This is a genomic window from Amycolatopsis sp. NPDC054798 (assembly GCF_053611505.1).
Genome location: NZ_JBSHAM010000126.1, coordinates 1 through 19,828 on the forward strand (window position 1 = coordinate 1; position 19,828 = coordinate 19,828).

The following is a 19,828-nucleotide window of genomic DNA, read 5'->3' on the forward strand; positions in this document are numbered from 1 at the left end:
GTTGTCAAGGCATCTTTCCCGCCTTGACAACCACCCTCAGACCGTCAGCACAATCAGGCTTCGGGGTGCCCGCAGCAACACCATCCGTGAAGCGAAACCCCCACCGCCTCACCCGAGCCGAGAAACCACCCGAGCCACAACCTCAGCCGGACTAGGCTGCCCCAACATCTCCCCCCGAACCTCCTCCGCCGCCCTCCGGAACGATTCCTCGTCAAGCAACCGCCGCACCATCCCCCGCACCGCATCAACATCCACCGCGGACGGATCGTGACTAAGCCCGACCCCCCGCTCCACGACCCGCTCAGCCGACATCGGATTATCCGCGAAACTAGGCAAAACCAACTGCGGCACCCCATAAAACAACGGCGCGGCAGTAGTCCCGGACCCGCCGTGATGCACAATCGCCGAACACCCCGGCAAAAACACCGACAACGGCAAATACCCCACCGACCGCACATTCCCGGGAAGCTCGCCCAGCCCGCTCACATCAACGGTCCCCGCCGCGAGCACGACCTCGACGTCCATCCCGCCGAGCGCGTCCAGCACCACCTTCAAACTGCTGACCCCGCTCATCACCGGCACCACAGTGCCCAGCGTGACCGCCACCCGAGGCCGTTCCGCCTTCCGCAGAACCCACTCCGGAAGCACCGCCCCGCCGTTGTAAGGCACGAACTGCATCGACCACCATGGCACCCCGTCGCGCTCGTCGGCGGGCTCCTCGTCCGCGCGCAACCCGCCCATGCTCGGCGCCCGCGGATCGATTCGCGCGACGACCTTCGGCGGAGCGTCCCCGATGCCGAGCTTCTTGCGCATCAGCGCGACCAGTTCGCCGTCGAGGAAGTCTTCGTGCTCGGTGCGCCATGAGAGGTCCCGGGCCGACCACGAGATCCGGTTGCCGACCTCGAGCGCGGGCACGCCGAGCGCGACCGCGGCGAGCGCGCCCGCTCCGTGGTCGGACGGGTAGACGACCAGGTCCGCGCCGAACGCTCGGCCCGCCTCGATCGTTCCCTCGGTCATGGCGGCGGTGAAGAGCCCGAACGGGCCCTGGTGCTGCCGCGCGATCCGGTACTCCTCGGGTTCGTCCGGATCCGGGGCGCTCCCGTTCTTGACGGTGGCCAGCAGGTCGGTCCAGATGTCGCGGCCGGGGAAGACGTCGGCGACCGGCAGTCCGGCGCGCGCGGACACCTCGGCGATCTCGGCGGTGGTGGCCAGCAGCACCTCGTGCCCGGCGGCGCGGGCGGCCCAGACGACCGGGATCAGCGGAAGCGTGAGCCCGTAGCCGGGCGCGGACGCGAAAAGGATCTTCACGCTCTCGAGCCTGCCAGAATCGTGGCGGCAATCGCATCTCGGTTTCTGTTTCCGCATCCCGGTAACGCGCGGGGCCGTCGCGGCGACACATCGGCTGATCATCTCTCCCGGAAAGGGCCGGTCCCCCATGCGAAAAGCCCGTCTCGCGGCATTGCTGACCTTGGTCGGCCTCGGCATCGCGATGTCCCCCGCGGTCGCCGCCGACGCCGGTCAGACCAGCACCTGGTGCACCAAAAAGGAGCAGGTGGCGATCCTCGGCACGTCGGCCGACACCGGCTACGGCACCACGGGTTACCAGTCCGCGACGGACACCTACGCGCCGACCACCTACGGCTGGACCACGAAAATCGCCAACGACCTGCACGCTGAGTGGAACACCACCACGAAGAACTACGCGCACAACGGCGCGATGGCCACCGACTACCTCCCCGGCGGCCGCTGGTCCGACACGACCGCCGCGCTCGCCGACATCGCGCAGCGCCAGCCCGACCTGGTGCTCATCGACCTCGGCGGCAACGAGCTGATCTCGCAGACCGACCCGGCGGTGTTCAAGGCGAATCTCGGCAAGGTCATCGACACCATCCGCGCCTCGCGGCCCGGGGTGGACATCCTGCTGTCGATCTACGCCGAGCTGAAGTGGACGCCGAATCCGTGGGGCGGGCAGACGCAGAAGTACTTCTGGTCGCAGTACGCGACGTCGATCTACCAGACGGCGGTCGCGAAGGGCACCGCGCTCGTCGATCTGCGGCAGTACATCCCGCCCGCCGGTTCGGCGAATCTGCCCAATCCGAGTCCGTGGATGGCGGACAACGTGCACCTGAACGACGCGGGAAACCTCGCCGAGTACGGGATGTGGTGGGGCTGGACGTCGAGCCTGGGCAGCATTTGCTGAGCGGTCCGCGGCCGGACGCCTCGGCCTGAACTCGGGGCGCGTGCCTCGCCCGGTGCTGCGGTGGCGGAACGGAAACGGGGCGGCGCATTGCCGCTGCTCACGGCGTTTCCGCAGGTCAATGTGGGTGGCGTAACCTCGGCGTAATCAAAATCCAGGTAGCGTCGCCGGCGTGGTGACTACGCGGCGGAGGGCGGAACGGGCCCGGCAGGTGGCCGACGGCTTGCGGCAGCGGATCGTCGCGGGCGAGGTCGGCGAGATCCTGCCGGGCGAACGCGACCTTGGCGAATGGTTCGGCGCGTCGCGGAACGTGGTGCGGGAAGCGCTCGCGTTGCTGCGGGACGAAGGGCTCGTCGAACGTCGGCCGGGCGTCGGGACGCTGGTGGTGCGGCCGAAGTACGGGCACGGGCTCGACCAGTTGACCGGGCTGGCGGAAGCGCTCGAAGGACACGGCGAGGTCGTGAACGAGGTGCGCACGGCCGAGACAGTCGCCGCGCCGCCCGCGGTGGCGGACCGGCTCGGCCTGGAGGCGGGCGCGGAAGTCGTGCACCTGGAGCGGGTCCGGCGGCTCGGCGGGGCGCCGTTGTCGCTGGACTCGACCTATCTGGTGGCGGATCTGGGGATTCCGTTGCTGGGGAAGGATTTGGCGCACCGGGACCTGTTCGCGTTGCTGGAGGAGACGAACGGCATCCGGCTGGGGCGGGCCGAGGTGGAGGTGCACGCGGTGTCCGCCGGGCCGGATACGGCCGCGCTGCTGGACATCGCGCCGGGCACGGCGGTTTTCGCACTGGACCGGCTGACCCGGCTGCCGGACGGACGCCCGGTCGACGCGGAATGGCTGCACATTCGCGCGGACCGGCTGACGCTGCGGGCGACTTTGCATCGAGGGCCGGGGTGAGGCGGCTGGGGCGAGCCGGTCTGGTGGATGAGTCTGTGCTGGAGACCGGGATTCGCGGGGGAACCGCGGTTTCTCGATGGCTGCGCCGCTGTTCAGGGCGGGGTTCGAGAAGGATGGAACTGCGCGGCTGCCGGGGGGGGGGTGTCCCTATGTGTTTGTCAAGCCGCGGCTTGGACCGGAGCGGCATCGGGTTGCCGGTAGTAGGTCTTGTTGCGCAGCATCGCGTAGATGACGTCGCAACGGCGTCGGGCCAGGCAGATGAGGGCGGCGTTGTGTTTCTTGCCCTCGGCTCTTTTCCTGTCGTAATAGGCCCGGCTGATGGGGTCGTGCAGGGCGGCGAACGCGGCGAGGAAGAACGCGCGTTTGAGCTTGCGGTTGCCCGTGCGCGCGGGGTGCTCGCCTTTGATCGAGGACCCGGACGCGCGGGTGACGGGTGCGATGCCGGCGTAGGCGGCCAGATGCCCCGAGCTGGCGAAGTTGGAGGCGTCGCCGACTTCGAGGAGGATCCGAGCGGCGGTCCTGACGCCGATGCCGGGCATCGATGTCAGGACCCCGGCAAGAGGGTGCGCATCAAGTATCCCCTCGACCTGTTCGGCGACCTGTTTCCGTTGCTGCAGAACGGTTTTCAAGCTATCGGCCAGTCGCGGGAGCACGGTGTCGGCGGCGGTGGTGCCGGGGACGGTCACGCTCTGCTCGTCCAATGCGGCCAGGATCGCGGTCACGAGCTTGTCGCCCATGCGGGGCGCGTGGGCGGCGGCGATCGCGGTGAGCTTGCGGCGTCCGGCTTTGCGGATTCCGGCTGGTCCGCCGCAACGGGACAGGATTTCCAGCACCGCCGGATGGGAGGTGCGCGGGCCGAGGGCGCGTTCGAGGGCGGGGTGGATGCCGGTGAGCAGGCCGCGGATGCGGTTGCTGATCCGGGTGGCCTCGCCCGCCAGGTCGTCGTCGAACCCGACCAGCACGTCCAGTTCAGCCAAAGCGTCGTCGCCGACGTCGACCGGGCGCAGCGTGTGCGGCAGCGAGCGGGCGGCGTCGGCGATGACGAACGCGTCCCGCGCATCGGTCTTGGCCCGTCCGGGGTAGAGGTCGGCGATGCGCCGCATCGCCAGCCCGGGCAGGTAGGCCACCTGGTGCCCGGCGGCGCGGGCGACCGCGACCGGCAGCGCCCCGATCGTCGCGGGCTGGTCGACCACGACCAGCAGCGGCCCGTGGGCGGCGAGCGTGTCGAACAGGGCCCGCAGTTTGGGTTCGCTGTTGGGCAAAGGCGCGTCGTGCAAGCGCTTCCCGTCCGGATCCAGGCCGACCGCGTGATGGGCGTCCTTGCCGACATCCAGACCGAGGAACACCCCGAAATCGCTGCTCATCCACCATGCCGTTCATCCGTTGCGACGTGGCCGCCGGTCGAGCATCGATGGCCGGCACCCACGTTACGACGAGACCTACTCAGCGGTGGCCGTGTCCCTATCAGCGGTCCCTCGATGCCACCAGACCCGGTGACACCACCCCCCGGCTCATGCACTCGACTGGGGGCGTCAGTCATGCCAAGCCTGGCGACCACAGCTCCTTGATCAGGAACTACGAAAAAGGTAACGGGGGGGCGCTGCGGGCGACTTTGTATCGCGGGGCAGGGTGAGGCAGCTGCGGCCGGGCCTTCTGGTGGACGAGTTTGCGCTCGATGCCGCGATTCGCGCGGGAATCGCGGGTTTCCGGCAGCTGCGCACCGCTGTTCAGGGCGGGATCTGGGACGGACGGAACTGTGCGGCCGCCGGAGCTGAGCTGCGGTCCTCGGTGCGGGGCACGCGGACCGGCTCGCGTCGCGCGTATCGACTGTGGTGTTCGCGCGGCTCGCGTTGTGCCGCACCGAGGTCGGGAGTGATTCGATTGGCAGACCGCGGTTTCCGGCGGCGGAATGTGCGTGGGCCGGGTGGCTCTGCAGGCGATCGGGCGTTGGCGGACGGGTCGGGTGGTTTTGCGGGTGACCAGGCGTGGGCGCGTGGGTCCGGTGGTTTCGCGGGCGACTGGGCGCTGGCGGATGGGCCGTTCGGTCTTGCAGGCGACCCGGCACCCGGACCGGTTCGCTCAGCCGTCCGCGACCGGAATGCCCGCCCCAGCCCCCGATCAGCTCCCGGAGCGATCCCGCCGCGAGAAAACGACTGGCGGTGGCCGAGGTGATCGCCGCGCTCATCATCACCGGATTGCTCGCCGGGATCGGCATCACCGCGGTCGGACCGGGCGGGGTGCTCGCGACTGTCGGCCTGTTCGTCTTCACCTCGCTCACCCCGGCGCAGGTGGCGGGAACGGCGATCGTCACGCACGTGGCCACCGGGATCCTCGGCAGCGCCGCCTTCGTCCATTCCGGACAGTTGCGCGAGCCGAACACCCGGCGAGTAGCGGGAATCCTCGCGGCGGCTGCCGTCGTGGGGACTCCGCTGGGCGTGCTGCTGAATTCCTGGGTGTCCGCGAAGGCGTTCGGGATCGTGCTCGGCGGCTTCGCGCTCGTCGTGGCGGTGTTCGTCGGCTTCAAGGGGCGGGAGCGGGCCGTCGGGATGCCGGTCGCGGGTGCGATCGGGGCCGGGGTCGCGGTGGTGGCCGGACTGGTCGGGGTCGGCGGGCCGATGCTGTCGGTGCCGTTGCTGGTCGTCGCCGGGATGCCGGTGCTCGGGGCGCTCGCGGCGGCGCAGGTGCAGTCGGTGGTGATCGCCAGTGTCGGCACGTTCGGGTACGTCCTGCACGGAGCGGTCGACTGGCGGCTGGCGGCGATTGTCGGGATCCCGGAGCTGGCGGGAGTGCTGATCGGCTGGCGGATCGCGCACGCGTTGCCGACGAAGACGCTCAAGGCCGCCCTCATCGCGGTGCTGGTCGGGATCGCGCCGTATCTCGCGTTGCACGGCTGAAGCCGGGTGGTTGTCACCCGGCTTCAGCCGCGGATCACCGGTCGAAGGGAAGCTCCATGACCGCTCCCGAGACCGGTTTCCCGGTCCGGACGGTGGCCAGGTCCGCAGTGGACAGTGCCCGTCGGTAGAGGCGAGTGTCGTCCAGCGAACCGGACAGGTGCTGCGCGCCGTCCAGGCGTTCGCCCAGCCACAGCTGGAACGAGACGGTCTGGGTGACCGAACCAGGGGAGTCCGGGCCGGACGCGGCCACCGCGCCGTCGACCAGGACGCGGAGCTGGCCGCCCGACCGCTGAAGCGCGACGTGGTGCCATTTCTGATCGTCGTAAGCCGATTGTGTGGTCACCGACTTGCTTCCGGCCGCAGTGGTCATCATGGCGATCAGCCGGTGTGAAGCGGGTTCGGCCCGGAGCCACAGCTGCGGCGCGGTCGAGCCCATGCCGCCCAGCCACAGGATCGGCTGAGGGTCTTTCGAAGCGCCGTACTTGACCCAGGTGGAGAAGGTGAAGTCGCCGGAGCCCACCAACTGGTCCGACGAGTACGGGACGCGGACAAAGGCGTTCTTCAGTTGTATCGCCTTGCCGAATTTCCCGGGCACTGTACTGGCCTCGCCGAGGATGCGAGCGGGCTGTCCACTTGCGACGTCTGGAGTGGACACTCCGGGCGAGCGCTTCCAGCCGAGGTAGTTCTCGTCGAAGCGGGCGAAGCGGATTTCGTCGCGGGCGTCCACTGCGCCGCCCTCGTACAGCAGGCCGATTTTCGCGTTCTTCTCCTGCGGGCCGCTCAACTGGACCAGGTCGGAGTAACCGGACCAGTCCGTCGTGACCCGCGTGCCCTGGTCGGCGTTTTCCCAGCTGCGACCGTCGTCATAGGACGAACGGATGGTCATCCAGCGCCGCCGGTCGGTGTCGGCGGGCGAGGCGAACAGGATCCGCTTGCCGCCGGGGCGGTCCAGGCGCAGCAGCGAACCTTGCACCATCGGCGTCACGAGATCGGGAATCGTGGTGAAGCGCTGGGAGAACGTCTCACCGCCGTCGCGGCTCAGAGCGTAGTCGCGGTTGCCGATGTCGGTGCCGCTTTGCTCGCGGCCGCCCGCGTAGATGGTGCCGTCGGGCAGTTCCACGACGCTGACTTCCGACGGTTTCTGCGTGAAGGTGCCGCCGACCGGATGCAGGTAGTTGTCCACCGCGCCGACATGCCAGGTCGAGCCGCCGTCGTCGCTGTAGATGAGTCCAGCGTAGTTTTCGACGGAGTTGGTGCCATCGCTGCGTTCGGCGTTCACGCCGAAGACGAGCCGGCCCTCGTGCGGGCCGTGCTGGAGCTGGATGCCGTGCACCGGACCGGAGGCGTACCAGGAATCCCACGCGGGCAGCTTCGCCTGCGCGCTGATGTCGACCGGCGTGGACCAGGTGCGGCCGTCGTCGGTGCTGTACTGCGAGTGCGGTGTGCGCGGGCACGGCACGTCGCAGCCCTTGTCGTCGGTGCGGCCCTTGTTGTACGTGGTGATCAGGACGATCCGGCCGGTCTTGCTGTCCACAATGGGCACCGGGTTGCCGTGCGTGTCCCCGCCGCCGCGGTTCACCACCTGCAACGCCGACCAGGTGGTGCCGCCGTCGGTCGAACGCTTGAGTACCAGGTCGATGTCGCCGGTGTCGCCGCAGTTGTTCTTGCGGCCCTCGGCGAAGGCCAGCAGCGTGCCGTGCGTGCTGCGGACGATCGCCGGGATGCGGAAGCACGCGTAGCCGGTTTCCTGATGCGGGTTGAAGAGCGCTTTCTGATCGAACTGCGGAGCGGCCTGAGCCGCACCGGAGGGCGCGAGGAAAGCCAGCAGGACGAACGCCAGCAGCACGCGAAGGGCGGTTCTCATCTGGTCTCCGTTCTGAACTGTCCGGAAAGGACGGCCACGCCGTACGCGGCGAGTTCCACTTCGGACGTTGGCTGAGCGGGATCGGTGAGCAAGTCAGTACCGGGAGAAGGAAGCGAAATGGTCATGGCCTGATCGTTGTGGTTGAGCAGGAACAGGTAGTCGTCCGCACCGTGCCGCACGATCGCCTGGACACCGTCCGGCAGACCGGACAGCACCGGCGAAACCCCGGCGTCAGCGGTGATCCGGTCGAACAGCGTCCGCATGACGTCCGCGTCGGGCCGGGTGCCGAGGTACCACGCGACGCCCGAACCGAACTCGTGCCGGGTGACTGCGGGGCGACCGGAGAGCGGGCCTTCGGCGAAGGTGGCGATGACGTCCGCACCCTCGGCTTCGATCCATTCGGACCAGATCGTCGCACCCACGGAGGCGCCGTCGAGGTCGAGCTTTGTGGAGCCGCCTTCCGGAAGCGGCCAGAACTCGTCGACGCGCAGGCCGAGAATGTCGCGCAGGGGAGCGGGATAGCCACCGGTGTACACCCGGTCGTTCTCGTCGGCGATGCCGGAGAAGAACGACACCGCCAGGTGCCCGCCACTCTCCACATAGGAGCGGAGATTGGTCACGGCCGCACTGTCCATCAAGTACAGATTGGGCACGACGACGAGCCGGTATCCGGACAGATCGCGTGACGGGTGCACGACGTCGCAGGTGACGTTTGCGTCGAACAGCGGGGCGTAGTGCGCGAGGTGTGCGTCGAGCTGGCTGAGGTCGTCCGACGGATGCGAGTTCAGCTCCAGCGCCCACCAACTGTTCCAGTCGTGCAGGATCGCGACGTCGGCCTTCACCCGGCTGTCCGCCAGCTGCGGCAGCGACGCCAGCTCCTGCCCCAGGTCCCGCACCTCGCGGAACGTGCGGGTATCCGGACCGCCGTGCGGCACCATCGCGGAGTGGAATTTCTCGGCCCCGCCCGGAGTTTGCCGCCACTGGAAGAACAGCACCGCGTCCGCACCGCGGGCGACGGCCTGCCAGCTGCCGAGCCGCATCGTCCCGGGCGGCTTCGGGCTGTTGCGGGTGCGCCAGTTCACCGCGCTCGGCGCCTGCTCCAGCAGCAGCCACGGCTGACCGTCCTTGATGGACCGGACCAGGTCGTAGGCGAAGGCCGCTTCCAGGTGGCCGCGCGGGTCGTACGGGTCGGGGTAGGAGTCGAGGCTCACGATGTCCTCGTGCGGCACCCATTTGTTCCAGTCGAGCGACTTCTGCACCAGGCCGACGAAATTCGTGGTCACCGGGACGTCCGGGGTGATGCGGGCGAGCACCTCGCGTTCGTTGAGATAGCAGCCGAGCGACGCGTCGGAGGAGAACCGGTGGTAGTCCAGCTGATGCGCCGGGTTCGGGAAGGTCGGTGCGACGCGCGGCGGCTGCACCTCGGCGAAATCGGAATACCGCTGCGACCAGAAAGTGGTGCTCCAGGCTTCGTTCAGCGCCTCGACGCTGCCGTAGCGTTCAGTGAGCCAGCATTGGAAGTCCACCGCGGATGCCTCGCAATAGCACGCCCTGATGTGGCAGCCGAATTCGTTGCCGATGTGCCACATTTCCAGCGCCGGATGCCCGGCGTACCGGGTGGCGACCTGCTCGACCAGCCGCGCGGCGTGCTCGCGGAACACCGGGCTGGACGGGCAGAACTGCTGCCGCGCACCGGCGGACAGCCGCGTGCCGTCCGCGCGCACCGGCAGGATTTCCGGATAGCGGTGAGACAGCCACGGCGGCGGCGAGGCGGTCATGGTGGCGAGGCAGGCCCGCACCCCGCCGGAAGCGAGATTGTCCATCACTGTGTCGAACCAGCCGAAATCGAACTCACCGGGCCGAGGTTCGACCTGGGCCCAGGAGAAAATCCCGACGGTCACCATCGAAACCGAAGCCTCGGCCATCAGTTTCAGGTCTTCCGCCCACACGTCGGGCGACCAGTGCTCGGGGTTGTAATCCCCGCCGTAGTAGAGGCGATCCATCAGAGGAGACCCGCTTCCGCCAGCTTTCCCTTGATCTGAAGCAGTTCGTCGTCGTTGAGGGGGAGTTGCGGCGGAGCCATCACCGCGTTGTCGATGAATCCGCGCATCTTCATCGACGCCTTGAACGCGCCGAGCGCGGCCGAACCCCGGCCCATCCGGCTCGGCGGCGCGACGTCGGTGATGCTGAACAGCGTCAGCAGCCGTTCCTGTTCGCGCCGCGCGGCCTGCGGGTTGCCACCGCGGAAGTGGTCGTAGATCAGCACATAGCCGACCGGGTCGACGTTCCCGAGCCCCGGCACCGCGCCGTCCGCACCCTGCGCGAGCGCGGCGTCCACGAGCAGTTCGGAGCCGGTGAACACGGCGAACTGCTCCAGCCCGCGCTCGCGCCGCTGCTGCAGCACCAGCCGGAATCCGGCTTCGTCGCCGCTGGAGTCCTTCAGCCCGGCCAAAACGCCTTCCTCGGCCAGGTTCAGCACCATGTCGCGGTCGAGCTTGGTGTGCACGGCCATCGGGATGTCGTAAGCGAAAATCGGCAGCGACGTCCGCTCGTGCAGCAGCCGGAAATGCCGGTCGATTTCCGCGACGTGCGTGCGGGTGTAGTACGGCGCGGTCACCACGATGGCGTCCGCTCCGGCCGCTTCGGCGGTCTTCACGTGCTCCGCGACGCGCAGGGTCGTCATGTCGATGCAGCCGGCGAGCACCGGCACCCGCCCGGCGACCTGGTCGACCGCGGTTTCGACGGTGATCCGCCGCTGGTCGTCGGGCAGGAAGGCGACCTCGCTGGACGAACCGAGCACGAAGATCCCGTGCACGCCCGCGTCGAGCTGGAATTCGATGTGCCGCCGCAGCGACGCGGTGTCCACCGTGAAATCGTCGTGGAAGGGCGTGCACAGCGGCGGGATGATGCCGGCGAACTTGGGCGCAGTCATGAGGCGGTCACTCCGGTCGTGATCTCGGGATGGATGCAGCGGTAGGTGTGCTCGTCCGGCCCGGACTGCGGTGGCAAGGCCAGGGAGCACTCGTCGGTGGCTTTCGGGCAGCGCGTGTGGAACGGGCAGCCGGGCGGCGGCGCGGTCGCCGACGGCACCGGTCCGCTGAGGACGATCGGTTCCACCGGGTGCAGCAGGCTCGGCGTCGCCGAGAACAGCGCCCGGGTGTACGGATGGTGCGCGTGGTGCGGCAGTTCGGCGGCCGGGGCCTGTTCGACGATCCGGCCGAGGTACATCGTCACGATGCGATCGCTCATCCGGCGCACGGTCTGGATGTCGTGCGACACGAACACCATCGCGAGTTCGAGCTGTTCGCGCAGTTCCAGCAACAGGTTCAGGATCTGCGCGCGCACCGAAACGTCCAAAGCGGACGTCGGCTCGTCGGCCACCAGCAACGCCGGCCGCAGCGCGAGCGCGCGGGCGATCGCCACGCGCTGCCGCTGTCCGCCGGACAGTTGCGACGGCAGCGCGTCGGCCACGCTGGACGGCAGCCCGACGAGTCCCATCAGCTCCCGGACCCGTTCGGCGCGTTCCCCGGCGGTGCCGATCTGGTGCACGTCGAGCGGGTCGCGGAGGATCTTCGAGACGGGCAGCCGCCGGTTCAGCGCGGTCGACGGATCCTGGAAGATCATGCCGACTGTGCGGCCCAGTTCGGCGGGGCGCAGTGCGGACAGCGGCTGGCCCGCGTACCGCACGGTGCCGGAAGTGGGTTTCTGCAATCCGACCAGCACTTTGGCCAAAGTGGACTTTCCGCAGCCGGATTCTCCGACCACACCGACGGTTTCACCCTTCGCGATGGTCAGGGTTGCGTCGGTGAGCGCGTAGACCCGGTCGTGTCCGAAGAGACTTGATCCGCGGATCTTGTGCACCACGTGCACGCCGTCGACTTCGACGAGGTTCATGCCTGCGCTCCTTCCGCCATAGCCGCGACCGGGTTCTCCACGGGGTAGTGGCAAGCGACAAGATGCTCTTCGCCCGCCGGTTCAGGCGCGACCTCGAAGCAGCGCCCGCGAGCGGCGGGACACCGGCTCGCGAACCGGCAGCCGGGCGGGAAATCGGCCGGTGCGGGCACGACGCCCTTGATCTGGGTGAGCGTCGCTTCGTTCTCCTCCAGCGACAGCACCGCGCTGAGCAAGCCGCGGGTGTAGTGGTGCTGCGGCGCGCCGACGACAGCCGCGGTCGCGCCGGTCTCGGCGACCTGTCCGCCGTACATCACCACAACACGGTCGGCGATGTCGGATACCAGCGCGAGGTCGTGAGATACCAGCACCAGTGCGAAACCCAGCTCTTCCTGCAGCCGCAGCAGCAACGCCATGATCTGTGCCTGCACGGTCACGTCGAGTGCCGTCGTCGGCTCGTCGGCGACGATCAGCTTCGGGCTGCGGGACAGCGCCATCGCGATCAGCACGCGCTGCCGTTGTCCGCCGGACAGTTCGTGCGGGTACGCGCGCAGCGTCCGGCCGGGATCGAGGTTGACCAGTTCCAGCAGCTCTTCCGGCGTGCGGGTGCCGCCGCGCCGGGTGAACTGCTTGAGCTGCGCGCGGATCGTCATCGCCGGGTTCAGCGAGCTGAGCGCGTCCTGGTACACCATCGCCAGGTCGTGCCCGAGATGCCGGCGGCGGGCGCTCGGCTTCATGGCGAGCAGGTCGTTGCCCGCGAACCGGATTTCGCCGCTGAGCCGCGCGGCGTCCGGCTGCAGGCCCATGATCGACAGCGCGGTCAGCGACTTCCCGCAACCCGATTCGCCGATCAGCCCCAGCACCTCGCCGGAACGGACCGAAAAGGACACTCCATCGACCACGTTGACGCCGTTGTGCCGGTCCGGGAACGAGATCGCGAGATCCTTCACCGCCAGCACGGTGTCCCGATTGGACAGATCTCTCGCTTTGGCAGCCAGCCGTTGCCCGGCTTCGCGCAGACCGCGCAGCGGCAGCACCGCCGTGGTGGGCTCTGGGGCCAGCTCGATCCGCTGTGCCGCCTCGGCCGCCTTGGCGGTGCGAGCCGACGGCGCGGCCCAGGCGTCGGAGATTCCCTCGGAGAGAATGTTCAGCGCCAGCACGGTGATCAGGATCAGCAGGCCGGGGAACAGCGTCGCCCACCAGCCGCCGGTCAGCACCAGGTCCTTGCCGTCGGCCAGCACCGAACCCCACGACGGATCGGGCGGCTGGATCCCCGCGCCGATGAACGACAGCGACGCCTCGAACACGATCGCGTCGGCGACGGTCACCGTGCAGTACACCAGGATCGGCGCGGCGCAGTTGACCGCGACGTGCCGGGCGAGGATGAACAGCCGTTTCGCGCCGATCACCCGCTCGGCCGCGACGTAGTCCTCGCCGTACTGCGCGAGCACGTTCGCCCGCACCACCCGCGCCACCGGAGCCATGTTGAGGAAGCCGATGGCGAGGACCAGCACCAGGATGCCGCGCCCGAACACCGCCACCAGCACCGCGGCCAGCGCGATGCCGGGGAAGGCCATCAGGACGTCGAGGACCCGCATCACCAGGCCGTCGACCCGGCGGCCGGACGTCGCCGCGAACGAGCCGACGACGATCCCCGCGATCAGCGCGAGCAGCGTCGCGCCCAGTCCGATCGCGAGCGACCAGCGGGTGCCCGCGACCAGCCGGGAGAAGATGTCGCGGCCGGACTGGTCGGTGCCGAACCAGTGCGCCGCGCTCGGCCCGCCGGTGTCGGTGCTGAGCAGGTCCGGGTTGTGCGTGGCCACGACGGTTCCAAGGACCGCGACGAGCCCGAGCACGACGAGCACGGCCAGCGCGATCCACGAGGACAGGGGAAGCCGCCGGAACCGGATGCCGGGCCGCGAGAGCCGGGCAGCGAGATTCGGCCGGAGCAGTGGGCGCATCACGATCGGCTCCGCAGACGGGGGTTGGCGACGAGGTAGAGCACGTCGACGATCAGGTTCACGAGCACGAACCCGGCCGCGATGGTGATGACGAAGCCCTGCACCTTGGCGGTGTCGCCGTCCTGCACGGCCTGGATCATGTTCTGGCCCATGCCGGGCAGCGCGAACATCGTCTCGATCACCACCGCGCCGCCGAGCAGGTAGCCGACCCGCAGCCCGAGCACGGTGAGCGGGTTGACCAGCGCGTTGCGCAGCACGTTCCGCCCGACCACCACGACCGGCGGCAGCCCGCCGCCGCGCGCGGTGCGCACGTAGTCCTTGTCGAGTTCCTCGACCATCGACGTGCGGATCACCCGGGTCAGCTGCGCCGCGACCGGGGCGGACAGCGCGATCGCGGGCAGTGTCAGCGAGTTCAGCCAGCCGGAGAACGAATCCGCCGGGCTGACGTACCCGCTGGTGGGGAACAGGCCCTTGCCCACGGCCAGCCATTGCACCAGCAGCAGCGCGATCCAGAACGCGGGCGCGGCGACGCCGGCGAGCGTCACGAACCGGATCAGGTGGTCCGGCCAGCGGCCGCGGAACAGCGCCGAGGTCACGCCGAGCACGACCGAGACGACGAGAGCCAGCGCCAGGCCGAGCAGGGTCAGCTGCAGGGTGAGCGGGAGCGCGGTGGCGATGGTCTGCCCCACCGGCTCCTTGGTGATCACGCTCGTGCCGAAGTCGCCTTGCAGCAGATGCCACACGAAGTGCACGTACTGCAGCGGCAACGGGTCGAGCAGGCCGTTCTGCTCACGGAACTGCTGGAGCTGGCCGGCGGTGGCGTTGGCGCCGTTGAACGCGGCCATCGCCGGGTCGACCGGCGAGAACCGCATCACGATGAACACGAACAGGATCACGCCGAGCAGCAGCGGGATCAGGGCGAGGATGCGGCCGGCCAGCATCCGCACGACGACTGTCACTTCGCGGACCTCCTTCTCAGACCGGTTTGGCCTGGTTGAGGTAGATGCCCGGGTAGCCCTGGGCACGCACGCCGCTGATCGCCTTCGGGTCCCACGCGGTGCCTGTCTGAGTGAAGACGATCGGGTAGATCACCGCCTGTTCGGAAATCTGGTCGAGCAACTGCTTGTACAGCCCGTTCCGCTTGGTCTCGTCGGTTTCCGCCGCTGCCTTGTCCTGCAACGCCAGCAACGCGTTGGTGTCGTCGCCGCTCCAGCGCGCGTACCGCGTCATGAGCACCGACTGTGCGTCGTAGTAGTAGCGGATGAGCAGATCCGGGTCGTTGCCGAACTGGAGCGGGTTGTTCGTGGTGGCCACGGCCTGGAAGTCGTCGCCGTTGTCCAGTTTGGAGAACAGCGCTTTGGTGTCCTGGGAGTCCAAAGTGGTCTGCACGCCGATCGCGTCCCAGCCCTCCTTGATCACCTTGACGCAGTCGAGCACCAGCGAAGTGTTCGTGGTGGACAGTGAGATCTTCAACCCGCTGACCCCGGCTTCGGCGAGCAGTTGCTTCGCCTTTTCCGGGTTGTGCTCGAAACTCTGCGACGCGGGCTGCGAACCGGGCAGCTTCGGGTTGATGAACGAGGTTCCCGCGGTGCCGGTGCCGCGCAGGCCGATTTCGATCATCTTCTTCTTGTCGATCGCGTAATGCAGGGCTTGGCGGACTCGCTTGTCGGCGAACGGCGAGTGCTTGGTGTTGAAGAGGAGGAACAAGTTGTTGCCGCCGTCGGCGAATTCGACCGTACGGCCCGCCTTGCGCAGCTGCTCGGCGTTGGCGGGCGGGATGTTCTCCGCGATCTGCGCGTCCGGCTTGGCCCCGGAGATCGCCGCCACCCGCGGCGCGGAATCCACAATGGACTTCCAGAGCATCTTGTCGTAAGCGGCCGGGCGAGGGCCGTTGTAGTCGGCGAACTTCTCGAACGAGGTGTGCGACAGCGGGGCCTGTTCGGTGATCTTGTACGGCCCGGAGCCGACGACCTTGCCCGCCGCGGCGGCCTTCCAGTTGTTCTCGAACACGTGCTTGGGCACGATCTTGCAGATCTGGATCCGCTGCAGCGCGTAGGGGAACGCGAACTTCAGGCTGAACTCCACGGTCTTGGCGTCGACCTTGGCGACCGACTCCAGCCACTGCGAGAAGAAGCTGTGGATGAGAACGTTTTCTTTCGGGTCGAGCACTCGGGCGTAGGTGAACACCACGTCGTCGGCGGTCACTGGCTGTCCGTCGTGCCACTTCGCGCCGTCGCGCAGTTCGAAGCGCAGTTTGGTGCTCTTGAGATCGGCCGGCAGCGCCTTGGCCAGGCCGGGGAACGGTTCCCGGGTGACCGGATCGCCCTCGACGAGCGATTCGTAGCTGTGCAGGATGGCCGCCATCGCGAACGCCGACGCGGTCTGCAGCGGGTCCCAGGTCTGGTTGTTGCCGTACCCGAGCACCGCGGTGACGGAACCGGACGAGCTGCCGGTCTTGTTGGTCGACGCGGGACCGCCGCACGCGGCGAGCGTCGACGAAACCGCTGCGGCAGCCCCGGCGAGGCCGGCGTAGCGCAGCAATGCGCGCCGGTTGAACGAAGTCCCCATGGCGGTTCGGGACATGGCGTCTCCTGACTTGATGCGGTGTTCCACCCAGAAAGCATCGAGAAGTAGGACGTGGGACGTCCTATGACTTGCCGGAACCCTAAGTCCCGTTCCGCGCCCGGTCAAGAGGCGGGTTCCCACCCGCGCGGGGGCAGCCGCGGCAGCCGATCATGACGTAGGATGTCCTCCGATGGCGACGTGCCAGTGCAAGAAAGACATCCGGGAGACACGTGTGGCGCGCCCGCAACGCAGTGAAGAGATCACCAAGCAGATCATCGACTTGATCGTCGACCGGCAGCTGCCGACCGGCGCGCCGATGCCGACCGAGCTGAGCCTCGCCGAGGACCTCGGGGTCAGCCGGAATTCGATCCGGGAAGCGGTCAAGGCGCTGCAGGCGCTCGGCATCGTCGAGGTCCGGCACGGCTACGGCACGTTCGTCGGCTCGGCGGGCTCGGAGGCGCTGCAGACCTGGCTGCTCTTCCGCACGCGCAGCCGCGGCAGCACCGACGCCGGGCGGCTGCGCGACCTGCTCGAGGTCCGCGAGATGATCGAAACGGAGCTGACCAGCCGGGTCGCCCGCGACCACCGGCCGGAGCTGATCGGGCAGCTGCAGGCGTGCGTGGCGCGGATGCGCCGCAAGGGACCGGACGCGGCGGTGGCCGACCGCGAGTTCCACGACCTCATCTGCGCCGAGGCCGGTTTCGACCTGGCGCGCGAGCTGACCGGGCTGTTCTGGGACGTTTACCGGGCCGCGGAAGGCGAGATGGGCGGTCCGGTCTCGTCGGCGACGGCTACCGCGAAACGGCATCAGGCGATTGTGGACGCGCTCGTGAGCGGAGACGCGGAAGCGGCCGCGCACGCGGTGCACCGGCATTTCGACGAGGTGCGCAAGCGCGCGAAAGCGGGGCGCTACGGCGGCTTCGGCGAGGCACGGCCCGCAGTATCCGGTTCGGCCGCTAGCTGATTGTGGTTACCTGGAGAAGTGACGACTCCGGAGATCGCTTTTCTGCCGCCGTCCGCTGCCGAGGACGCTGCGCTGGTGGCTCTGCTGACCGAGCTGGTGAACACCGTCTACGCGAAGGCTGAGGCCGGGCTGTGGGCCGGTTCGGCCGATCGGACCAATGCGCCGGAAATGGCCGGGCTGGTCCGCGCGGGCGAGATCGCGGTCGCCCGGCTTGCCGGGGACGTGGTGGGTTCGGTCCGGATCCAGCGGCTCGCCGAGGATCTGGGGGAGTTCGGCCAGCTCGCCGCGTCGCCGGAGGTGCGCGGGGCGGGGATCGGTCGCGAGCTGGTGCGGTTCGCGGAGGAGCACTGCCGGGCTGCCGGGTGTACGCGGATGCAGCTTGAGCTGCTGGTGCCGCGGGAGTGGACGCATCCGTCGAAGGAATTCCTCGCGCAGTGGTACACCCGGCTCGGGTACCGGGTCGTGGAGACCTCGACGATCGACGGGCCGCATCCGGAACTGGCCCCGCTGCTGGCCGTTCCGTGCGATTTCCTTGTCTGGCACAAGGATCTCGGCTGACTCTCTCTGGACGGGACTCCGTCCGGTTTTGTCCTGGTGTCAATTCTGACCGGGTGGTAGGAATTGGGCGAAAGCCCTCTACCCCTTGAGGAGTTGGCATGAGTGGCCCGTCGGTGCAGTTGTACTCGGTGCGCGAGGCGTTCGCGGCTGATCCGGACGAGACGTTGCGGCGGGTGGCTGCCATCGGGTTCGAGCGGGTGGAGCCGTACGGCGTCGTCGAGAATGTCGAGGCGCTCGGTGCCGGGTTGGCGGCGCACGGGTTGAGCGCGCCTACCGCGCATGCCGCGCTGGTCGGAAAGGACCAGGAGGCGGTGTTCGCCGCGGCTCGCGAGTTGGGGATCGGGGTGGCCATCGAGCCGTTGGTTCCGGCTTCGCGGTGGCAGAGTCCGGCGGATATCGCTGAGACCGCGTCGGCGCTTAATGCCGCGGCGGAGATTGCGGCGCGGTATGGAGTCCGGGTGGGGTACCACAATCATTGGTGGGAGCTGGAATCGCGGATTTCCGGGCGCAGTGCGCTGGAGGTTTTCGCGGAGCGGCTCGATTCTGGGGTGGTTCTGGAGGTCGATGTCTACTGGGCTGCTGCGGGTGGTGAGGACGCGCCTGCGTTGCTGCGGCGGTTGGGGGAGCGGGTGTGCGCGATCCATGTGAAGGACGGGTCGTTGGCTGTCGACGCTTCCGGGCAGGTGCCCGCGGGACGGGGGCGCGTGCCGATGGGGGAAGCGCTCGCGGCGGCTCCGGAGGCGTTGCGGGTGGTCGAGTTCGATCAGCATGAGGATGTTTTCGGGGGGATTGCGGAGAGTTTCGCGTATCTCGCTGGGGTGGAGAAGTGACGGTCGGCGTCGGGGTCGTGGGGGCCGGGTTTATCAGCGATACCTATTTGGAGAATTTGACGGCGTTTCCGGATGTGCGGGTGGTGGCGGTCGCTGATCTCGATGTCGATCGGGCTCGGGGGCAGGCGGCTAAATACGGGGTGCCTCATGGTGCGGCGGTGGGGGAGCTGCTCGCGTTGCCGGAGGTGGAGATCGTCGTGAATTTGACGGTGCCTGCGGCGCATGTCGAGGTCAGCCTCGCGGCGGTGGAGGCGGGGAAGCACGTTTGGACGGAGAAGCCGATCGGGCTGGAGCGGCGGGCGGTGCGGAGGCTTCTCGACCGGGCGCGGGAGAAGGGGGTTCGGGTGGCGAGTGCGCCGGACACTCTGCTCGGGGCTGGGCAGCAGACTGCGCGGCGGGTGCTTGAAGCTGGGCGGATTGGGGTTCCGGTTACGGCGTTGGCGTTGTTTCAGACGCCGGGGCCGGAGAGTTGGCATCCTGCGCCGGAGTTTTTGTTTCAGGCCGGGGGCGGGCCGTTGCTGGATATCGGGCCTTATTACTTGACGCAGTTGGTGCAGGTTTTCGGTTCTGTTCGGAGGGTTGCTGCGGTGGGTGGGCGGGGGCGGGAGAGGCGGGTGATTGGGGCTGGGCCGCGGGCTGGGGTGGAGTTTCCGGTGACTGTGCCTACTACGGTGAGTGCGTTGGTGGAGTTTGTGCGCGGGGGTAGTGCGCAGGTATTGCTGACGTTTGATTCTGTGTTGCGGCGTACGGGGTTTGTTGAGGTGGCTGGGGAGTTGGGGACGGCGGTGTTGCCGGATCCGAATCGGTTCGACGGGGGGACGGTTTTGCATTTGGCTGGGAGGGAGGAGGCGGAGGAGCTGGGGGCGGTGGGGCATTCGGCTTCTCGGGGGGTGGGGGTGCTGGAGTTGGCTCGGGCGGTTCGGGCGGGCGTGCCGGAGAGGGCTTCGGGGGAGTTGGCGTATCACGTGCTGGACGTGATGGTGTCGGTGGAGGAGTCGATGGCTGGCGGGGCTGGGGTGGAGGTGGGGAGCCGGGTGGCGGTGGCGGAGGCGTTGCCGGAGGGGTGGGATCCGTATGTGCGGACGTTGTGAGGAGGGGGCGGCGGCTCGTCGCCTGGGGGCGACATTGCGCCTCGTTGGTGAGGGGGCACCCCGAAGCTGATTGTGCTGACGGTTCGGGGGTGCTTGTCAAGGCGGGAAAGATGCC

The 19,828-nt window shown here is 68.6% G+C and carries 16 protein-coding genes; 7 read left to right on the forward strand and 9 right to left on the reverse strand.

Annotation, left to right across the window (positions count from 1 at the left end; genetic code table 11):
• Nucleotides 1-108: 108 nt before the first annotated feature.
• The gene (locus tag ACWGIC_RS40590) at nt 109-1,308 is read right to left on the reverse strand and encodes a glycosyltransferase (RefSeq protein WP_452081268.1); all 1,200 of its coding nucleotides are present in this window, start codon (nt 1,306-1,308) and stop codon (nt 109-111) included.
• Between the two features lie 127 nt (nt 1,309-1,435).
• Here ACWGIC_RS40590 and ACWGIC_RS40595 point away from each other — a divergent pair, with 127 nt between their 5' ends.
• Both ACWGIC_RS40595 and ACWGIC_RS40600 read left to right on the forward strand, forming a co-directional pair.
• Nucleotides 1,436-2,200: an SGNH/GDSL hydrolase family protein gene (locus ACWGIC_RS40595; protein WP_452081269.1), complete on the forward strand. Its 765-nt coding sequence runs from the start codon at nt 1,436-1,438 to the stop codon at nt 2,198-2,200.
• Between the two features lie 169 nt (nt 2,201-2,369).
• Nucleotides 2,370-3,095 carry a GntR family transcriptional regulator gene (locus ACWGIC_RS40600; protein WP_452081270.1) on the forward strand — a complete coding sequence of 242 codons (726 nt, stop codon included), beginning with the start codon at nt 2,370-2,372 and terminating at the stop codon, nt 3,093-3,095.
• Nucleotides 3,096-3,253: 158 nt separating this feature from the next.
• Here ACWGIC_RS40600 and ACWGIC_RS40605 read toward each other — a convergent pair whose 3' ends face one another.
• Nucleotides 3,254-4,459, reverse strand: a complete 1,206-nt coding sequence (locus ACWGIC_RS40605) for an IS110 family transposase (RefSeq protein WP_452081271.1) — start codon at nt 4,457-4,459, stop codon at nt 3,254-3,256.
• 795 nt (nt 4,460-5,254) lie between these two features.
• On the opposite strand from ACWGIC_RS40605, the gene ACWGIC_RS40610 reads away from it, so the two are divergent.
• Complete coding sequence (locus ACWGIC_RS40610) at nt 5,255-5,989, forward strand: sulfite exporter TauE/SafE family protein (protein WP_452081272.1); 735 nt, start codon at nt 5,255-5,257, stop codon at nt 5,987-5,989.
• Between the two features lie 34 nt (nt 5,990-6,023).
• Here the strand turns inward: ACWGIC_RS40610 and ACWGIC_RS40615 are convergent, their stop codons facing one another.
• From ACWGIC_RS40615 to ACWGIC_RS40645, 7 genes are read right to left on the reverse strand one after another with little or no spacing between them, the layout of a single operon-like run.
• Nucleotides 6,024-7,853 carry an exo-alpha-sialidase gene (locus ACWGIC_RS40615; RefSeq protein ID WP_452081273.1) on the reverse strand — a complete coding sequence of 610 codons (1,830 nt, stop codon included), beginning with the start codon at nt 7,851-7,853 and terminating at the stop codon, nt 6,024-6,026.
• Nucleotides 7,850-9,856 carry a beta-galactosidase gene (locus ACWGIC_RS40620; RefSeq protein ID WP_452081274.1) on the reverse strand — a complete coding sequence of 669 codons (2,007 nt, stop codon included), beginning with the start codon at nt 9,854-9,856 and terminating at the stop codon, nt 7,850-7,852. Before ACWGIC_RS40620 ends, ACWGIC_RS40615 begins: the two co-directional genes overlap by 4 nt.
• On the reverse strand, nt 9,856-10,785 hold the full coding sequence (locus tag ACWGIC_RS40625) for a dihydrodipicolinate synthase family protein (protein ID WP_452081275.1): 930 nt from the start codon (nt 10,783-10,785) through the stop codon (nt 9,856-9,858). Before ACWGIC_RS40625 ends, ACWGIC_RS40620 begins: the two co-directional genes overlap by 1 nt.
• Entirely contained in the window at nt 10,782-11,747 is a 966-nt protein-coding gene (locus ACWGIC_RS40630) for an oligopeptide/dipeptide ABC transporter ATP-binding protein (RefSeq protein ID WP_452081276.1), read from the reverse strand. Before ACWGIC_RS40630 ends, ACWGIC_RS40625 begins: the two co-directional genes overlap by 4 nt.
• Nucleotides 11,744-13,705 (reverse strand): dipeptide/oligopeptide/nickel ABC transporter permease/ATP-binding protein, encoded by a 1,962-nt coding sequence (locus ACWGIC_RS40635; protein WP_452081282.1) that lies wholly within the window; start codon nt 13,703-13,705, stop codon nt 11,744-11,746. The genes ACWGIC_RS40630 and ACWGIC_RS40635 overlap by 4 nt, the downstream gene beginning before the upstream one ends.
• A complete protein-coding gene (locus tag ACWGIC_RS40640; protein ID WP_452081277.1) occupies nt 13,705-14,664 on the reverse strand; it encodes an ABC transporter permease in 960 nt (319 codons plus the stop codon). Before ACWGIC_RS40640 ends, ACWGIC_RS40635 begins: the two co-directional genes overlap by 1 nt.
• A 16-nt stretch (nt 14,665-14,680) precedes the next feature.
• Nucleotides 14,681-16,288, reverse strand: coding sequence for an ABC transporter substrate-binding protein (locus tag ACWGIC_RS40645; protein WP_452081278.1), 1,608 nt, complete (start codon nt 16,286-16,288; stop codon nt 14,681-14,683).
• Nucleotides 16,289-16,502: 214 nt separating this feature from the next.
• On the opposite strand from ACWGIC_RS40645, the gene ACWGIC_RS40650 reads away from it, so the two are divergent.
• From ACWGIC_RS40650 to ACWGIC_RS40665, 4 genes are all read left to right on the forward strand, one after another.
• The gene (locus ACWGIC_RS40650) at nt 16,503-17,234 is read left to right on the forward strand and encodes a FadR/GntR family transcriptional regulator (protein WP_183126650.1); all 732 of its coding nucleotides are present in this window, start codon (nt 16,503-16,505) and stop codon (nt 17,232-17,234) included.
• 18 nt (nt 17,235-17,252) lie between these two features.
• A complete protein-coding gene (locus ACWGIC_RS40655) occupies nt 17,253-17,792 on the forward strand; it encodes a GNAT family N-acetyltransferase (RefSeq protein WP_452081279.1) in 540 nt (179 codons plus the stop codon).
• Between the two features lie 98 nt (nt 17,793-17,890).
• Complete coding sequence (locus tag ACWGIC_RS40660) at nt 17,891-18,622, forward strand: sugar phosphate isomerase/epimerase family protein (RefSeq protein WP_452081280.1); 732 nt, start codon at nt 17,891-17,893, stop codon at nt 18,620-18,622.
• A complete protein-coding gene (locus ACWGIC_RS40665) occupies nt 18,619-19,713 on the forward strand; it encodes a Gfo/Idh/MocA family protein (protein WP_452081281.1) in 1,095 nt (364 codons plus the stop codon). Before ACWGIC_RS40660 ends, ACWGIC_RS40665 begins: the two co-directional genes overlap by 4 nt.
• Nucleotides 19,714-19,828: the final 115 nt, after the last annotated feature.

Coding starts and splice junctions, on each gene's coding strand:
- ACWGIC_RS40595 (WP_452081269.1), top strand. CDS start 1,436: ATGCGAAAAGCCCGTCTCGCGGCATTGCTGACCTTGGTCGGCCTCGGC.
- ACWGIC_RS40605 (WP_452081271.1), bottom strand. CDS start 4,459: ATGAGCAGCGATTTCGGGGTGTTCCTCGGTCTGGATGTCGGCAAGGAC.
- ACWGIC_RS40615 (WP_452081273.1), bottom strand. CDS start 7,853: ATGAGAACCGCCCTTCGCGTGCTGCTGGCGTTCGTCCTGCTGGCTTTC.
- ACWGIC_RS40620 (WP_452081274.1), bottom strand. CDS start 9,856: ATGGATCGCCTCTACTACGGCGGGGATTACAACCCCGAGCACTGGTCG.
- ACWGIC_RS40625 (WP_452081275.1), bottom strand. CDS start 10,785: ATGACTGCGCCCAAGTTCGCCGGCATCATCCCGCCGCTGTGCACGCCC.
- ACWGIC_RS40630 (WP_452081276.1), bottom strand. CDS start 11,747: ATGAACCTCGTCGAAGTCGACGGCGTGCACGTGGTGCACAAGATCCGC.
- ACWGIC_RS40635 (WP_452081282.1), bottom strand. CDS start 13,705: ATGCGCCCACTGCTCCGGCCGAATCTCGCTGCCCGGCTCTCGCGGCCC.
- ACWGIC_RS40645 (WP_452081278.1), bottom strand. CDS start 16,288: ATGTCCCGAACCGCCATGGGGACTTCGTTCAACCGGCGCGCATTGCTG.
- ACWGIC_RS40660 (WP_452081280.1), top strand. CDS start 17,891: ATGAGTGGCCCGTCGGTGCAGTTGTACTCGGTGCGCGAGGCGTTCGCG.